We start from the raw sequence: 16117 nt of genomic DNA, 5'->3' as shown, positions 1-16117 counted from the left end.
AAGTTAAGCAACGTTGGAACTATTTATGTGTTTTAGTGAACTTATCCGATAGGCAGATTGTCGGTTACCATGTTGGTCAACATAAAACAGCAGAGCTTGTTATGTCGGCATTAAGCCAAATTAAACTGCCATTATCGAAATTAGATTTATTTCATTCAGACCGAGGTAAAGAGTTTGATAATCGGTTATTAGCGGATTGTTTTAAGACATTTAATATCACGCATTCATTAAGCAAGAAAGGATGTCCTTATGACAATGCGGTAGCGGAAGCGACATTTAAAACAATTAAAACGGAATTTGTAAAAGGCCAACGTTTCAACTCAACGGCTGAGTTACAACGCGCTTTTTCGGCTTATGCTTATTGGTATAATCATAAACGATTACATTCTTCGTTAGGCTACTTGCCTCCCGTTGAATTTAAAAAACACTTACCCCTTAATTTTTTTGTTTGAAAATGTGTTGCCATTCCATAGTAATGGTTATTTTTCTTTATAATATCAGCGCCCTATCGCTTGACTGTGATAGAGCGTTAATTTTTTTTATGGATACTTATAACAGTAATTTTTCAAATTACTGTAAACAACATGAGGAATTTCTACAATTATAAATATAATGTTTAGTATCTTTTTATTGAAAAATTAAAGGTTAATGGTAATTGACCTTGTGCCTATTTCTTATTTCAGCAATATCGATAGAATCAAACAAATAATGCTTTCCACAATAATCACAATGAATATCAATATTACCGCCATCTTCACTTAAGATCTCATCAATTTCGTTAGCGGGTAACGTCATTAAACTATCTTCACAACGTTGGCGTGAACAACCGCACTTAAAAGTAATATCATGTGTTTCAAAAAGACGCACTTGTTCTTGATTATATAAACGATACAAAATCTCGTCAGTAGAGAGCTGTAATAACTCATCAGCCGTAATTGTTTCGGTTAATGCGCTTAGGTGCTCAAATGATTCAGCAGTATCATCATTAGCCGGCAAAATTTGTAATAAAATACCTGCTGCCATTGGCTTATTATTATGTACACCTGTTTTCACAAATAAACGAGTAGGAAGCTGCTCTGATTGCATAAAATAGTTTTCGATGCAACCAATAAGTGTATCTTTTTCTAACCCGACAATACCTTGATAACGCTCGCCATTTTTAGGTGTAATAGTAATAACAATATAACCATTACCCACCATATCTTTGAGTGTTGCGTCGTCAGCAATTTCACCATTAACCCGAGCAACGCCACGCAACTGTTGCTGATCATTACCATTAACAACGGCTAACGATAACGCTCCATCACCTTGCAACTGAACCGCAATATCACCCTCAAATTTTAGTGTTGCTGTTAATAAACTGGTTACAACCAATAATTCTCCAAGTAAATTTTGTACTGCAACAGGGTAAGTATGATTATCTAACACCGCTTGGTATGTTTGTTCAAGACGGGTAATTTCACCACGGATTGGGTGGTTATCAAATAAAAATCGATTTAAAGTATCCATATTAACTGTTGTCATCTTGTTGCCTATCATATTTAAATTTAATCAAATCACGCCGCTCCTTTTTATCTGGCTTTCTATCTGGATGAGGCATTGTCAATGCATTAAGTTTACGTGCTTGTGCTATTGCTTCACGTTTAGCAATGCTGTCAGAAGTTTCTTGATAAAGTTGTTGAGCTTCAGTGGCCGTTCTTCGTTGTTCACTAATAGCTAAAATTTGAATAGTTCTTTGATCGGAACCTTGACGAAGCGTTATAGTTGCACCAACTTCAACAATTTTACTTGGTTTAGTACGTTGACCATTATAATGCACTTTACCGCCATCAATCATTTCACGGGCTAATGCTCGTGACTTATAAAACCTTGCGGCCCAAAGCCATTTATCTAATCGAACAAGAACCATTACATCCTCACATACCACTTATTATAAAGTCTTTCACACTCAAAGACACATAATACCTTAAACATCTTAACCAGTTATATAAGAATGTTTTTGTAAAAATCAATGTTCATGCTTAATAATATAATTATTGCCATCACTAGAAAATACACCTGAAAAACTAAACGGCAATAATTTTCCTTGCAAATTCACCGAATAATTCATGGCTTTTGGTGGCTGTTTCACCAATTTCCAGTTTTCTAGCAATGAACTGGTTACACCATAAGCATTAAATTGCAAAGATAATGGTTCATTTTGCGATAAATCAACGTGTGCATTTGACTCAATCATACCACCACTAACTAAAGTACTAAAGATTAACGATGCATGATTTTCATCATCAAATTTTAAAATCAAATCAAGATAACTAGCATCAATTCGATTAAATGAGCCTTTTTCTGATTTAAAAAAAGTTGTTCCTGCAAAAAAGCCTAATTTGTGATCTTTCGCTAAAACAACATCCGTACCAGAAACCTGAAAGTTATATAAAGTAAAAGGAAAATCGCTATATTTTCTAATTATCAAACTTTGTAAAGCAGTAAGCTTATCTACTTTGATGCTCTTAAAAATACTCGGTAACGCCGAAAATTCTAGCTTTTCAGGAAGCTGATAATTAATATCTGATAATGTTAATTGATCTAAATGTAAGGTGCTATCTTTCCATTTTCCTGCAAAATTCATACTACCTTTATTCCATTTGGCTAGCACTTTTTTGATCGTCACCTCTTGATCATTAGATGATAATTGAGCCAACACCGACGCAAACTCCTCATCATGCCACACAACATGATCAGCATTAAAAACAAACGTACTTTGATCAAAATGCCATTTATCATCATAACTCAGGTTAGTTGCCTCAATATTACCTTTTTCAATTAAAAAATTAGGCAATTGTATGCTACTTTCAAATATCGATAACTGCTTGATCGCCATATTTGGCACAATATGAGAATACCTATTCCAAAAATCCTTATCGGTTGATTGGAAATTAATATTATGTAGTTGTATCTTATCAATATTTAAATGATTATTAGCAAGTATTTTTAATTTACTAACAAAAAAGCCATTATCAATATTACCACCTAAATTAGTCACTGTAGTAACACCATCACGATGAAATCCTTGAATAAGCATTGATTTGATAGGAACTTGATTGACCAATACTACTTGCGAAGAAAAATCAAATTGGTATTTATCTTCCCCTGATAACGAAACCGCTGATAACGAAAATGGTTTAACGCCACCATTTAGTTGTGTAAATGAAAGTTTATCTTGCCCACTATTAACTGAAATATTAACGGTTGAGTCAACTAATTTCAGCGTATTAGTCGAAAAATCATAATGGCTAAATTGACCATCATTATCAGCATGATTAATGGTTCCATTAATGACAATAACATAATTAAAATGGGTTAATTGCCATAAATGAGTTTTATCTAACCCTACAACGATTGTTGGTACATTAACAATCTCTTGTCTATCGTTTTTTACAACAACGTTATCAAAAACCAATTCATAGAAATTTGAAAAAGAGTGATGGACACTACCGATTGAAATTGTATAACAGCTATATTTAGATAATTGCTGACTAACTATCTTGGCTCCGAACGAGGTTTGTATGACAAAATAGGACAATAAAACAAAAAACCAAATAATGGATAATAAAATGATTATATAAAATCGTAAACGTCGCATAAATAAATGTAATTATTATAATAAACAGCTAATAATTACATTACGATAACCGATCTTAATCAAAATATCATCTCATTTTCAGCATAAATGATTTGTTATTCAACAAGCTTTACAGTTAATATATAAAGATTGACTATAATAATGTTGTTAAATAACCAACAGGACAATTCACTTTCCCTTTTTATTTTAATTAAGTTAAGGGATAGTTATTTTTATTTACTAAATAAGTAAAAACGGGAGATACCTAGATGAAACAAATCCCAATGACAGTAAAGGGAGCTGAACTATTACGTGCTGAACTAGAAGAGCTAAAAAATGTCAAAAGGCCACAAATTACAGCAGCCATTGCAGAAGCAAGAGCACACGGCGATTTAAAAGAAAATGCTGAATACCACGCAGCCAGAGAACAACAAGGTTTTTGTGAGGGTCGAATTCAAGAAATTGAAGGCAAATTATCACAAGCACAAATTATAGACATAACCAAAGTAAAAAATACTGGACGTATTATTTTTGGCGCTACTGTGACTGTCGTTAATATCGAAACCGACGAAGAAATAACCTATCGCATCGTTGGTGATGACGAAGCAGATTATAGACAAAACCTTATTTCGGTTAACTCACCTATTGCCCGTGGGCTAATCGGTAAAGAAGATGGCGACACAGTACAAATCAAAACACCTGGTGGTGATGTCGAATTTGACATTATTAAAGTTGAATATATCTAGTAAAAACAACTTTAACAACAATAGATAAAGCAACAGGGCAAATGGCCCTGTTATTTTTATTTAAGATTTAGGTAAAGTGATTTTTTTATCTTCACTTGGTCTAAAAATCGTAAAATTAGAACCTACCAATTGTACGGGTAATGCTTTTGTTTCACGAATAATCGCATCGCAAATAAGCTTTTTAGTTTCGCGGTCTTCAGCAGAAACCTTAATTTTGATTAACTCATGAAAATTTAACGCATGGTCAATTTCGGCAAGTACGCCTTCGGTAAATCCATTAGCCCCAATCATCACAATAGGCTTTAAATGATGCGCTTCACTTTTTAAATACTGTTTTTGTTTATTCGATAAATTCATTAAATTTTTATCACATTAAGTTGCAATTTTGCTATTCTACCCTTATATATATTTGTAATCAATGAAGTGACCTCTTTACATTAAGGATTTATTCGCTGTGAGTAACAAAAAACGCTCAGCAAGCTCGACACGTTGGCTCAATGAGCATTTTAAAGATCGCTTTGTGCAACAAGCACAAAAAAAAGGACTACGATCCAGAGCATGGTTCAAATTAGAAGAAATTCAAAAAAGTGACAAACTATTCAAACCAGGAATAACCGTTGTTGATTTAGGTGCAGCGCCTGGTGGGTGGTCACAATATGTTGCATCGCTTATTGGTAATAAAGGCCGCATTATTGCGTGTGACTTACTACCAATGGATCCGATTGTGGGAGTTGACTTTCTTCAAGGCGATTTTCGTGATGAAGCCGTTTTAAAGGCTTTACTTGAACGAGTGGGTGAAGAAAAAGTCCAAGTTGTTATGTCAGACATGGCACCGAACATGAGCGGACAGCCAGCCGTTGACATACCAAGAGCCATGTATTTAGTTGAACTTGCGTTAGACATGTGTCGAGACGTACTTGCCCCAAACGGCAATTTTATTGTGAAAGTGTTTCAAGGCGAAGGATTTGAAACTTACCTAAAACAGGTAAGAGACATGTTCAAAACAGTCAAAATTCGCAAACCAGAAGCATCGCGAGCAAGGTCTCGAGAAGTTTATATTGTTGCAATGGGTATGAAGTAGCCAGTTGTATAATTTTGTAGTACCATACTTCGTTAAATTTAGTCGTAACTGTTAATTTTTTATGAGAGGTTTTTCTTTTGAACGACATGGTGAAGAATTTACTGATCTGGGGAATTATCGCTGTAGTATTGATTGCTGGATTTAATCAATTTAGCTCAATCGCTAATAGCAATCCTCAAGTCAATTATACCCAATTTAATTCCGATATCACGAATGGTAAACTCCAAGAAGTGCATATTAAGGGGCGTGAAATTGTTGCCACAACAAAAGATAATGGCAATTACGTTACCTATATTCCTTATATTGATGACAAACTGATGGATGACCTATTGAGTAATAAAGTACCTGTTTATGGTAGTCCTGACGAAAGACCAAGCCTAATTGTTAGCATTCTTATCTCTTGGTTTCCTATTATTTTACTTATTGGTTTTTGGCTATTTATAATGCGCCAAATGCAAGGTGGTGGCAAAGGTGGACCAATGTCAGTGGGTAAAAGCAAAGCCAAAATGCTAACCCCTGATCAAGTTAAAACTAAATTTACCGATGTGGCAGGCAGTGAAGAAGCCAAACAAGAAGTAACTGAAGTGGTCGACTTTTTACGAGATCCTGGTAAATACCAAAAACTTGGTGGACGAATTCCAAAAGGGATCTTGATGGTAGGCCCTCCTGGAACAGGTAAAACCCTACTAGCCAAAGCCATTGCTGGCGAAGCTAATGTTCCGTTTTTCAGCATGTCAGGTTCTGATTTTGTTGAAATGTTTGTTGGTGTTGGCGCATCGCGTGTGCGTGATTTATTTGAACAAGCTCGAAAACATTCACCATGTATTATTTTTATTGACGAAATTGACGCCGTTGGTCGCAAACGTGGTGCAGGCTCAATGGGTGGGCACGACGAACGTGAACAAACATTAAACCAAATGCTTGTTGAAATGGATGGCTTTGAAACTAACAGTGGCATCATCATCATCGCAGCAACAAACCGCGTTGATATCTTAGATCCAGCATTATTACGACCAGGACGCTTTGATCGACAAGTGCAGATTGGCTTGCCTGACATGAAAGGACGTGAACAAATTCTTGCGGTACATGCTCGTAAAGTACCACTTGGAACCGATGTTGACTTATCCGTCCTAGCACGAGGTACACCGGGCTATTCGGGTGCAGAACTAGCAAACTTAGTCAACGAAGCTGCATTATTTGCCGCTCGCCGTAATAAACGTTTAGTCACTATGGATGAGTTTGAAGAAGCCAAAGATAAAATCAACATGGGCACCGAACGACGTTCGTTAAGCATGACTCAAGAACAACTTATATCAACGGCTTATCACGAAGCTGGGCACGCTATTATTGGTCACTTAATGCCAGATCATGACCCGATCCACAAAGTTACCATCATTCCACGTGGGCGCGCCCTTGGTGTGACGTTCTTTTTACCAGAAGGCGATCGTGTTAGTGAAAGTCGTGAAAAGCTCGAAGGCGACATTGCCACACTTTATGGTGGACGACTTGCTGAAGAACTTATTTATGGTGCAAACAAGATTTCAACAGGTGCATCAAATGACATCAAAGTAGCTACACAATATGCAAGAGCCATGGTTACACAGTGGGGCTTTTCGGATCGTTTAGGACCACTGTTTTACGAAACAGACGACAACCAATATGGACGCCCAAAAGACATCTCTGACGAAACAGCTCGCATCATTGACGAAGAAGTCAAAGCTATTATTGACCGTAATTATCAACGAGCTCGTAAAATCCTAACGGAGAATATTGACGTATTACATGCAATGAAAGATGCGCTTATGAAATACGAAACCATTGATTCAAAACAAGTCGCAGACTTAATTGCGCGTCGCCCACTTACCGCACCAGATGACTGGACCGAAAGTGACGAAAAGGCAGCAAAGCAGATCCCAAATGAAGGGAATGACACGCCGCCACAATCAGAAAGTTAATAAACCAAACTCAACGCGCTACGGCGCGTTTTTTATCGATAAAATACCTTATAAATAAACACAATCGCATAGTATAACCTTAATAAGGCTGTTAATCATGGAAATACATTTTCAAAATCAGACAATAGATCTTTCTTTTCCGCAAGTCATGGGCATTGTGAATATGACGCCTGATTCGTTTTCTGATGGCGGAAATTATAACAACCTTGATGACGCCATGCGCCGTGTTGACAGCATGATTCAAGTAGGCGCAACATTTATTGATATAGGGGGAGAATCAACTCGCCCAGGTGCAGCCATCGTATCAGTTGAAGAAGAGCTAGATAGAGTAGTGCCTTTAGTTGAAAAAGTTGCTCGTTATTTTGATGTTTGGATTTCGGTTGACACCTCAAAGCCACAAGTGATGACTGAATCAGCTAAAGCAGGAGCGCACCTAATTAATGATGTTCGAGCCTTAACAGAATCCGGAGCACTTGAAGCTGCAGCACAAACAGGCTTACCTGTTTGCGTCATGCACATGCAAGGCGACCCACAAACCATGCAAAATGCCCCACACTACGAGCAAGATATCTATCAAGAAGTCGATAACTTTTTTGCAAAACAGATCGAACGTTGCATAAACGCCGGAATTGACCGCCAAAAAATCATCCTTGATCCCGGTTTTGGATTTGGTAAAACACTAGCGCACAATTACCGACTATTAGCAACACTTGAACAATTCCACCATTTCAACTTGCCTTTATTAGTCGGCATGTCACGAAAATCCATGATAGGGCAAGTGCTAAATGTCCCACCGCAAGAGCGAATGTTAGGCAGTGTTTCTTGTGCGGTGATAGCGGCAATGAAAGGGGCGCAGATTATTCGTGTGCATGATGTAAAAGAAACGTTTGATGCGTTGCGGATTGTGCAGGCGACGCTTGCAGAAAAAAATAAGGTATAGGGTGTTTTTTAGTTAAAAAATACCCCAAAAAACACCATAATCCCAACATAATTATTATTTAAAAAAGCTTGAAAACAACGTTCTCGTTCTCGATTTTTGATTAACCATTGTTGGTAAATAAATAACATGGCAACAAGCAATAAAGCAATATAAAAAACCAATGATAATTGGTTGATGATGCCAACCATAAATAACCCAATCATCGTTAATACCTGTAATACCCCAATAATTAACTTATCGTACCGCCCAAATAAAATGGCGGTGGATTTTATGCCTATTTTGATATCGTCATTGCGATCCACCATCGCATATTCCGTGTCATAAGCAATTATCCAACAGATATTAGCCAAGCAAAGTAACCAACAAGTGAAAGGGAATTGCTCTATAATGGCTGCATATGCCATAGGAATCCCCCAACTAAAGGCAATGCCTAAAGTGACTTGCGGTAAGTGAGTGTAGCGCTTCATAAACGGGTAAATCATTGCTGTTAGTAAGGCTATGCATGCAATAAGCCAAGATAGCTTATTTAAATTAAGCAATAGGCAAAGAGCAATAAATAATAGGATAAATAAGGTCCATAATGCGCTTTTTTCGGTCAATGCACCCCGAGCTAGTGGACGTTTTTTTGTGCGTTCGACGTGAGCATCAAAATGACGATCGGCATAGTCGTTAACAACGCATCCAGCTGCCCGCATGATGATTACCCCTAAAATAAAAATAAGCGTGATATAGGTGTACGGTTGACCTGTTAGCCATATTGCCCAGAGCGTTGGCCAAAGTAGTAGTAAGGTGCCGATCGGTTTGTCTAACCGCATTAGTTGTATATACGCTAACATAAAATGATATTTGCTATTTAAAATAATAAGTGGATTATACCTTGTTACTTAAAACCTGCAATGCGCACTATCATCAACAAGGTTTGTTAGGTAAAGGTTTGTTAGCTAAAAGACTGTAATGAAAAAGTCAGATTATGCGCAGATACTGCTGCGCAATCACAGCTAATGCTCGATAAAATGGGCTTATCTCATTTTGCTTTAATTTTTCTAAGTAGGCTGAAGACCAAATCAATAAATGTTCATCAATTAATTGTTTTGCTATTTTGGGTTTGTCCTTTTCTTGCAATATGGCATAAGCCATTAGCATTAATCCAAATTGGTCTTCAGGTTCGTTGATGCCAGTATTGAGAATTAATCCGTGTTGCTGTAAAAATTGACGATAGCGCTCTTGCGATTCACCCATTAATAGTTGCTCCTGATCTAAATAGACCGATCCCCATGGTGGCGCAGACATGCTACCCTGCCCTTCAAATAATAATGAAAATTGGTAATTAAGTTCTAGATTGTTGATTTGATTGGCAATTATTTGGCACTGTTCACCAATAAGCACAGTGTTTTGCCAGTTAGCGATATGCTCAATTTGGCATAAGGTATCAATGAGTGGTTTAACTGTTTGGTGATCAGGTGGATAATAAAAAAAAGCACCTAATACTTTGGCTAAAATGGTGGATGTAAGTTTATCTAGATGCATTACTTGGTTATTTTTCATTAAATCGCTACCTGACTATAAGTATATCGTATTGATGATGCATTACATCGGAATTATCCATAAGTTATAAAATGCAATGCGCCCACTGATTTCGCCAATGAAGATACCAATAAAAGCAAAGCTATAAATGATCGTTGCATGCCGTTTTTGCCAAATGTTGATAGTCATTAATATCAATGCCATGATTAATAGTATGCATTCGGTTATCATCCAACTATGTTGTTGATGAGTGAGCTCTGGTGCGATTGTGGTCATTAAGTTGGCATAAGGCACTTTCAATAAAATAATAAATAAGCTTCCTATCACACAAGCTATATAACCAAGCCGCGGTAGTCCTAATAGCGCAATAGCAACGCCCCCTAAAGCTAGCATGGCGGTGTACATTTGTATAGCGGTGTAATAGGTGTTCCATGTTTTTACGGTCGGTAGCATATAGGTTAATACGATCGTCCAAACAAAAAATAGACTAATGATAATTAAAAGTGTCGCCAATATTTGGTCTAAATATGGAATGTGCTTGAGCTGTAAACAAATTTTTTTGATTATTTTTAATTTATTGGTATTTGGATGTTGTGCATAATAGTTTATTAGCACCCATGCAAAGGTGACACCGAATAATACGCCAAAGGTGAAAATTTCATTACTCATTGGTGATCGCCCAATACCAAATATCACATTTAACGCACGCAAGGGCTTACCTAAGTGAAACGAGGCCAGCGCCATACCTATAGCCATAAAAACTAGAGCGGTTATATTGATTTTTTGGATAATAATATTCCGATTTGGGTCACGATTAACTAAATAAAATAGCCCTCCTAACCATACCATGCCAACAGATAACTGCCCAAATACAGTAAAAAAAACTAATGGTAATTCATGCATGTTAAACCTCCTCAGGGTTGAGTATTTGTCCTAATGTATCACCCGAGACTTTTGCTTGTGGATGAGGTTTGATAACAATGTTTGGTTTGGTTAGGTTTTCGTTTGGTAACGGAGCAATATTTCGTTCATTGCCATGTCGCTGACGCAGTTTTTCAATTTCGTCAAAATCTAATGCTCTCTGTGGGCAGGATTCGACACAAACGGGTTTTAGCCCTTGTTCGACACGTTCATAACAGCCGTCACATTTTGACATAACCTTTTTTTGATGATCAAACTGTGGCGCACCATATGGGCAACGCATTTCGCAATATCGGCAACCAATACAGACATCTTGATTAACTACAACTAGCCCATCTTGTTTGCGTTTATGCATTGCACCCGTTGGGCAACCTTGTACACAAGTAGGCTGTTCACAATGGTTACAGGAAATCGATAAATAATAAGTAAAGGTATCATTTTGCCAAATACCATCAACTTGTTGCCATGTACCTCCGCCATATTCATAAACTCGGCGAAAATGAACGCCTAATGCGTTGTCTTTTTCGTCTTTGCAACTAAGTTGGCAGGTTTTACATCCTGTACATTTTGAAGAATCGATATAAAATCCATATTGCATTTTTATTGCCCCCCTGTTACAGGCAATGTCGTTGATGCAGCCGATAATGGTTTAACATCAACCAAATTAGTATGTTGTGAGTTTGATTTAGCCAACACACTTGGACGCAACGAAGTTAAGCGGTTAATACATCCGCCAATATCAACCCCTGATGCATTAGTTTTGGCCCATATACCTTGAGGTATTGCAAGCACACCTGGTAATATTCGTGGTGTAACTTTGGCAGGAATATAAAGCCGACCGCGATCGTTGTAAACCTCAACTAATTGACCATGTTTAATTTGCCTTTGTTTGGCATCAAATGGATTAATCCAAAGGCTATTGGCTACTGCTTCACGTAGTTGTGGTAAGTTGCTGTAAGTAGAATGGCAATGCCCTTTGGTATGAAAACCTATAAGTTGCAATGGATATTTTTCGCGTTTTGATTTATCTTCACTCCCTTCAATGGCAGGTAAATAGGCAGGAATAGGGTGAAGAAAATCCTCTGGATCGAGTTCCCATTCATTGGCGATAGTAGCTAATGCTTCTGAATAGATTTCTATTTTTCCTGATGGTGTATTTAATGGGTTTTTAATAGGATCGTCTCGAAAGGCTTTTAGTGCAATCTGGGTATCGCTATCCGCTAGCTTGCGATCAATAACGCCCATACCATCAGTATTGGCAAAAGGTGGTAAATGGGTTTCACTTTTGCGTAATTTTTCATAACAGTAGGCTATCCAATCTTCTTGCGTTCGCCCTTCGGTAAATTTGTCCTTTACGCCCATAATTTTGGACAGTTCAGTTAATACTTCATAAGCTGGGCGGTTTTCCCAAAGTGGTGTTATTGCGCGTTGCATACGGATAAGATAGTGATAAGCGCCCGATGCATAAGAGTTATTAATCAAATCGTTACTTTCAACCGATGAAACATCGGGCAAGACTAAGTCTGCATATTTTGCCGAGGCGGTCATATGCGTATCCCAAACAAGAATAAACTCACATTTAGACTCGTCTTGCAAAATTTGGTGTGTTCGATTTAGGTCAGCATGCTGATTACCAATTACATTGCTAGCATAACTCCAGAGGAATTTTATTCCAACATCAAGTTTATTTTTATTGAGTAAATAGGCATTTTTGGCAGTCATACTAAGTGGATCTTCAATTGCTTTAGTCCACAAAAAGAAGGGAATGCTAGTTTTTATTGGATTAGAAATGCTTAAGCTTGGAACAGGATAAGTAACACTGCCTCCCCATGTACCAATATTAGTGCCTGGTTTACCAAATTGACCAGTGATAATTGGCAATATCATAATCGCCCTTGTCGTATGCTCACCATTTTGCCAACGTTGAGCTCCCCAACCTTGAGAAATCCATGCAGCTTTAGCATTAACAATATCCAGTGCTAGCTTACGAATTTGTGCCGCAGCAATACCTGTCTTTTTCGCAGCCCATTCTGGTGTTTTAGGCGTTCTATCGTTACCCAATCCGAGAATATAAGATTTAAAATCACTAAAAGGTGGCGCACTGTCAGGCAATGAATCAGCGTTCCAACCGACACAATATTGATTGAGCATCGCATCATCAATACGATCTTCTTCAAGTAAAGCATAGATAATTGCAGCAACTAAAGCAGCATCTGTTCCGGGAATAATGGGAATCCACTCCGCATTATAACCCACAACGCTTTCATTACGCCTAGGATCAATAATAATAACTCGTGCTTTGCTTTGCGATAATGCATTAAATAACTCCGTAACTTGCCCACCGCCAGACATGCGAGTTTCGGCAATATTCTGCCCAAACATCACGACTAAATCAGAGTGCTTTATTTGATCAATCAATGACTCTTTAGCATTACCATAAATATAAGGCAGAATAGCTGTTATCTGTCCACTTGAATAGTCACCATGATAATTAAGATAACCACCAATAGTACTTAAAAATCGCTTACAGGCACTGCGCCCTGAAATATTTGCACCTGTTGTACCTGTTCCATATTGATAATAAATTGCCTCATTACCATAATTATTAATGGTATATTTGAGTTTATCTGCTAATAAATTAATAGCCTCATCCCACGAAATCCGTTTAAATTTACCTTCACCACGCTTACCAATCCGTAACATTGGATATTTTAAGCGCTCAGGATCGTAAGTGCGCCATCGAACTGAGCGTCCACGCAAACAAGGGCGAATTTGGTGCTGACCAAAAGTTGGTTCATGAATGCCGTCTTCTGATGATATTTTGGTGATAATATCGTTTTTGACATGGACTTTTAAAGGACAACGACTACCGCAGTTTACTAAACAAGCACTATAAACAATTTTTTCTTCATCTGTGGAATTAGTTGGGATTATGCTACTTTTAGCATTAGTTTTTGGATCTGCATAGACAAAAGGTAGCTGCATATTATTTGTTAGTGCTGCTACACCTGCTATGGTTAATGATTTCTGTAAAAAATTACGTCGACTTATTTTATGTTCGGACTTACTCATCAAATTCCCTTAATTTTTTTATGGGACTTATTTATCATAATACTAAAAATGTGATAAAAAAAACGAAAAAAGTCAAATATAGCAGAGAAATTACAACAATTAAGTTAAATAAGAATTATTCTTAAATATAAAAAGAAATAGCTCATCCCCAATATCGTTATTTACGCTGCTCCATACTAATTTACTTTTTGTTATACAATTAATTTTCTAGCAATAAAAATAAATAATCTTTGCTAACCAATACAATAGTTGAATTGATGATTTTAACTTAAACGCCTTGACCATTGACCTTGGTCTTATTGAACAAAGATTGGTATAATGGGTGTCATTTATTCGAATAAATAGAAAAACTATGTCGCAATCTACTTATAATGCCATTGATATTGAAGTATTAAAAGGGCTTGATCCAGTTCGTCATCGACCTGGAATGTACACTGATACAAGCCGACCAAACCATTTAGGGCAGGAGGTCATTGATAACAGTGTTGATGAAGCTATCGCAGGTCATGCTCGTAAAGTTAAGGTTACCCTTTTTCAAGATAATTCACTAGAAGTTATCGACGATGGGCGAGGAATGCCAGTTGATATTCACCCTGAAGAAGGTGTGCCAGCGATTGAATTATTGCTTTGTCGTTTACATGCTGGCGGAAAGTTCTCGAACAAAAATTACCAATTTTCAGGTGGTTTACACGGTGTAGGTATTTCGGTAGTCAATGCATTATCAAAACGTGTTGAAGTTACAGTTCATCGTGATGGACAAGTGTACGAAATAGCTTTTGAAAACGGTAATAAAGTTGAAGATCTGCATATTACGGGCACTTGTGGTCGTCGTAATACAGGTACCAAAGTTCATTTTTGGCCTGACGAAAAATATTTTGATTTGCCTAGATTTTCTGTCCCACGCTTATCACATCTACTAAAAGCTAAAGCGGTGCTTTGTCCTGGTCTTGAAATTATTTTTAAAGATGACATCAATAATACCGAACAACGTTGGTGTTATGAAGATGGCCTAAAAGATTATCTAATGGAATCTGTCAGCGGTTACTCTCTTTTACCTGAAACGCCTTTTACAGGTAATCATACTGGCGAAACAGAAGCCGTAGAATGGGCACTGCTTTGGATGCCAGAAGGTGGAGAATTATTAACTGAAAGTTACGTTAACTTAATCCCAACCGTACAAGGCGGTACCCATGTTAATGGTTTACGTCAAGGATTATTAGACGCAATGCGTGAGTTTTGTGAGTTTCGCAATTTGTTACCACGAGGATTAAAATTAACCGCCGATGATATATGGGAACGCTGTGCCTATGTTATTTCAGTCAAAATGCAAGAGCCTCAGTTTGCGGGTCAAACTAAAGAACGCTTATCATCGCGCCAAAGTGCGGCATTTGTTTCGGCTATTGTGAAAGATGCATTTAGTCTTTGGTTGAATCAAAATGTACAAATAGCCGAATTACTAGCTGAAATGGTAATTTCAAGTGCACAAAAACGCTTAAAAGCGTCCAAAAAAGTCATTCGAAAGAAATTAACCAGTGGTCCAGCATTACCAGGTAAATTGGCCGATTGCTCATCACAAGACTTAAGTCGTACTGAACTTTTTTTAGTGGAAGGCGATTCTGCGGGAGGTTCGGCTAAACAAGCGCGAGATCGTGAATATCAAGCCATTATGCCTCTTAAAGGCAAAATCTTAAATACATGGGAAGTCTCGTCCGATGAAGTACTCGGCTCACAAGAAATCCATGATATTTCTGTTGCTATCGGTATCGATCCAGATAGCGATGATTTAAGCCAATTACGTTATGGTAAAATCTGTATTTTAGCCGATGCCGACTCAGATGGGCTACATATTGCAACATTACTTTGTGCTTTATTTGTTCGGCACTTTCGTACCATGGTTGAACATGGGCATGTCTTTGTTGCTATGCCGCCGCTTTACCGCATCGATTTAGGAAAAGAAGTTCATTACGCCCTAGATGAAGAAGAAAAAGAAGGCATTTTAGAACAGCTTAAACGTAAAAAAGGCAAACCCAATGTGCAGCGCTTTAAAGGTCTAGGTGAAATGAATCCACTACAACTACGTGAAACAACAATGGATCCCAATACGCGTCGTTTAGTGCAGCTTTCGCTTGATGATGCTGAGCAAACGATGGCATTAATGGATATGCTACTTGCTAAAAAACGCTCAGAAGATCGTCGCGAATGGTTACAAGAAAAAGGCGATCAAGTTGAACTTGATGTCTAATAAACTGAATGATTTAG

Annotated in this window: 15 protein-coding genes; 6 read left to right on the top strand and 9 right to left on the bottom strand. The window is 37.6% G+C overall.

All coding sequences use genetic code 11. The features are described from left to right. Positions 1 to 452, top strand: a 452-nt coding sequence (locus A9G35_RS00885; RefSeq protein ID WP_141673717.1) for an integrase core domain-containing protein, incomplete at its 5' end; no start/stop codon positions are given. A 193-nt stretch (positions 453 to 645) separates the two neighbouring features. Here A9G35_RS00885 and hslO read toward each other — a convergent pair. From hslO to A9G35_RS00870, 3 genes are all read right to left on the bottom strand, one after another. Beyond that, on the bottom strand, positions 646 to 1524 hold the full coding sequence (gene hslO / locus A9G35_RS00880; RefSeq protein ID WP_065635300.1) for an Hsp33 family molecular chaperone HslO: 879 nt from the start codon (positions 1522 to 1524) through the stop codon (positions 646 to 648). Next, positions 1511 to 1909, bottom strand: coding sequence for a ribosome-associated heat shock protein Hsp15 (gene hslR / locus A9G35_RS00875; protein ID WP_065635299.1), 399 nt, complete (start codon positions 1907 to 1909; stop codon positions 1511 to 1513). Before hslR ends, hslO begins: the two co-directional genes overlap by 14 nt. Positions 1910 to 2008: 99 nt before the next feature. Beyond that, positions 2009 to 3640 carry a hypothetical protein gene (locus tag A9G35_RS00870; protein WP_065635298.1) on the bottom strand — a complete coding sequence of 544 codons (1632 nt, stop codon included), beginning with the start codon at positions 3638 to 3640 and terminating at the stop codon, positions 2009 to 2011. 248 nt (positions 3641 to 3888) lie between these two features. Here A9G35_RS00870 and greA point away from each other — a divergent pair, with 248 nt between their 5' ends. Then, positions 3889 to 4365 carry a transcription elongation factor GreA gene (gene greA / locus A9G35_RS00865; protein ID WP_065635297.1) on the top strand — a complete coding sequence of 159 codons (477 nt, stop codon included), beginning with the start codon at positions 3889 to 3891 and terminating at the stop codon, positions 4363 to 4365. 60 nt (positions 4366 to 4425) lie between these two features. Here greA and yhbY read toward each other — a convergent pair whose 3' ends face one another. After that, entirely contained in the window at positions 4426 to 4722 is a 297-nt protein-coding gene (yhbY, locus tag A9G35_RS00860; protein ID WP_065635296.1) for a ribosome assembly RNA-binding protein YhbY, read from the bottom strand. 97 nt (positions 4723 to 4819) lie between these two features. On the opposite strand from yhbY, the gene rlmE reads away from it, so the two are divergent. From rlmE to folP, 3 genes are all read left to right on the top strand, one after another. After that, a complete protein-coding gene (gene rlmE / locus A9G35_RS00855) occupies positions 4820 to 5446 on the top strand; it encodes a 23S rRNA (uridine(2552)-2'-O)-methyltransferase RlmE (protein WP_065635295.1) in 627 nt (208 codons plus the stop codon). A 77-nt stretch (positions 5447 to 5523) separates the two neighbouring features. Continuing rightward, positions 5524 to 7401 (top strand): ATP-dependent zinc metalloprotease FtsH, encoded by a 1878-nt coding sequence (gene ftsH, locus A9G35_RS00850; protein WP_081300077.1) that lies wholly within the window; start codon positions 5524 to 5526, stop codon positions 7399 to 7401. Positions 7402 to 7498: 97 nt separating this feature from the next. Continuing rightward, on the top strand, positions 7499 to 8341 hold the full coding sequence (folP, locus tag A9G35_RS00845) for a dihydropteroate synthase (protein ID WP_065635294.1): 843 nt from the start codon (positions 7499 to 7501) through the stop codon (positions 8339 to 8341). A gap of 8 nt (positions 8342 to 8349) precedes the next feature. Here the strand turns inward: folP and ubiA are convergent, their stop codons facing one another. The 5 genes from ubiA to A9G35_RS00820 all read right to left on the bottom strand — a co-directional run bounded on the left by ubiA (position 8350) and on the right by A9G35_RS00820 (position 13858). Continuing rightward, positions 8350 to 9177 carry a 4-hydroxybenzoate octaprenyltransferase gene (ubiA, locus tag A9G35_RS00840; protein ID WP_065635293.1) on the bottom strand — a complete coding sequence of 276 codons (828 nt, stop codon included), beginning with the start codon at positions 9175 to 9177 and terminating at the stop codon, positions 8350 to 8352. A 127-nt stretch (positions 9178 to 9304) separates the two neighbouring features. Beyond that, a complete protein-coding gene (locus A9G35_RS00835; protein WP_081300076.1) occupies positions 9305 to 9886 on the bottom strand; it encodes a TorD/DmsD family molecular chaperone in 582 nt (193 codons plus the stop codon). Positions 9887 to 9928: 42 nt separating this feature from the next. Further along, a complete protein-coding gene (locus tag A9G35_RS00830) occupies positions 9929 to 10768 on the bottom strand; it encodes a dimethyl sulfoxide reductase anchor subunit family protein (protein WP_065635292.1) in 840 nt (279 codons plus the stop codon). A gap of 1 nt (position 10769) precedes the next feature. Next, a complete protein-coding gene (locus tag A9G35_RS00825) occupies positions 10770 to 11384 on the bottom strand; it encodes a DMSO/selenate family reductase complex B subunit (protein WP_065635291.1) in 615 nt (204 codons plus the stop codon). A gap of 2 nt (positions 11385 to 11386) precedes the next feature. Further along, positions 11387 to 13858 (bottom strand): DMSO/selenate family reductase complex A subunit, encoded by a 2472-nt coding sequence (locus tag A9G35_RS00820; RefSeq protein WP_065635290.1) that lies wholly within the window; start codon positions 13856 to 13858, stop codon positions 11387 to 11389. 352 nt (positions 13859 to 14210) lie between these two features. On the opposite strand from A9G35_RS00820, the gene parE reads away from it, so the two are divergent. Next, a complete protein-coding gene (gene parE / locus A9G35_RS00815) occupies positions 14211 to 16100 on the top strand; it encodes a DNA topoisomerase IV subunit B (RefSeq protein WP_065635289.1) in 1890 nt (629 codons plus the stop codon). Positions 16101 to 16117 lie beyond the last annotated feature (17 nt).

Source organism: Gilliamella sp. Choc5-1, from assembly GCF_001690595.1.
Classification (GTDB): domain Bacteria; phylum Pseudomonadota; class Gammaproteobacteria; order Enterobacterales; family Orbaceae; genus Gilliamella; species Gilliamella apicola_M.
The sequence above is the reverse complement of the archived record's forward strand: the minus strand, read 5'-3'. Positions and strand labels throughout refer to the sequence as shown.

What these genes read in the sequence shown, in the direction of transcription:
- hslO (WP_065635300.1), bottom strand. Translation starts at nt 1,524, where the DNA reads ATGACAACAGTTAATATGGATACTTTAAATCGATTTTTATTTGATAAC.
- hslR (WP_065635299.1), bottom strand. Translation starts at nt 1,909, where the DNA reads ATGGTTCTTGTTCGATTAGATAAATGGCTTTGGGCCGCAAGGTTTTAT.
- A9G35_RS00870 (WP_065635298.1), bottom strand. Translation starts at nt 3,640, where the DNA reads ATGCGACGTTTACGATTTTATATAATCATTTTATTATCCATTATTTGG.
- greA (WP_065635297.1), top strand. Translation starts at nt 3,889, where the DNA reads ATGAAACAAATCCCAATGACAGTAAAGGGAGCTGAACTATTACGTGCT.
- yhbY (WP_065635296.1), bottom strand. Translation starts at nt 4,722, where the DNA reads ATGAATTTATCGAATAAACAAAAACAGTATTTAAAAAGTGAAGCGCAT.
- folP (WP_065635294.1), top strand. Translation starts at nt 7,499, where the DNA reads ATGGAAATACATTTTCAAAATCAGACAATAGATCTTTCTTTTCCGCAA.
- ubiA (WP_065635293.1), bottom strand. Translation starts at nt 9,177, where the DNA reads ATGTTAGCGTATATACAACTAATGCGGTTAGACAAACCGATCGGCACC.
- A9G35_RS00835 (WP_081300076.1), bottom strand. Translation starts at nt 9,886, where the DNA reads ATGAAAAATAACCAAGTAATGCATCTAGATAAACTTACATCCACCATT.
- A9G35_RS00830 (WP_065635292.1), bottom strand. Translation starts at nt 10,768, where the DNA reads ATGCATGAATTACCATTAGTTTTTTTTACTGTATTTGGGCAGTTATCT.
- A9G35_RS00825 (WP_065635291.1), bottom strand. Translation starts at nt 11,384, where the DNA reads ATGCAATATGGATTTTATATCGATTCTTCAAAATGTACAGGATGTAAA.
- A9G35_RS00820 (WP_065635290.1), bottom strand. Translation starts at nt 13,858, where the DNA reads ATGAGTAAGTCCGAACATAAAATAAGTCGACGTAATTTTTTACAGAAA.
- parE (WP_065635289.1), top strand. Translation starts at nt 14,211, where the DNA reads ATGTCGCAATCTACTTATAATGCCATTGATATTGAAGTATTAAAAGGG.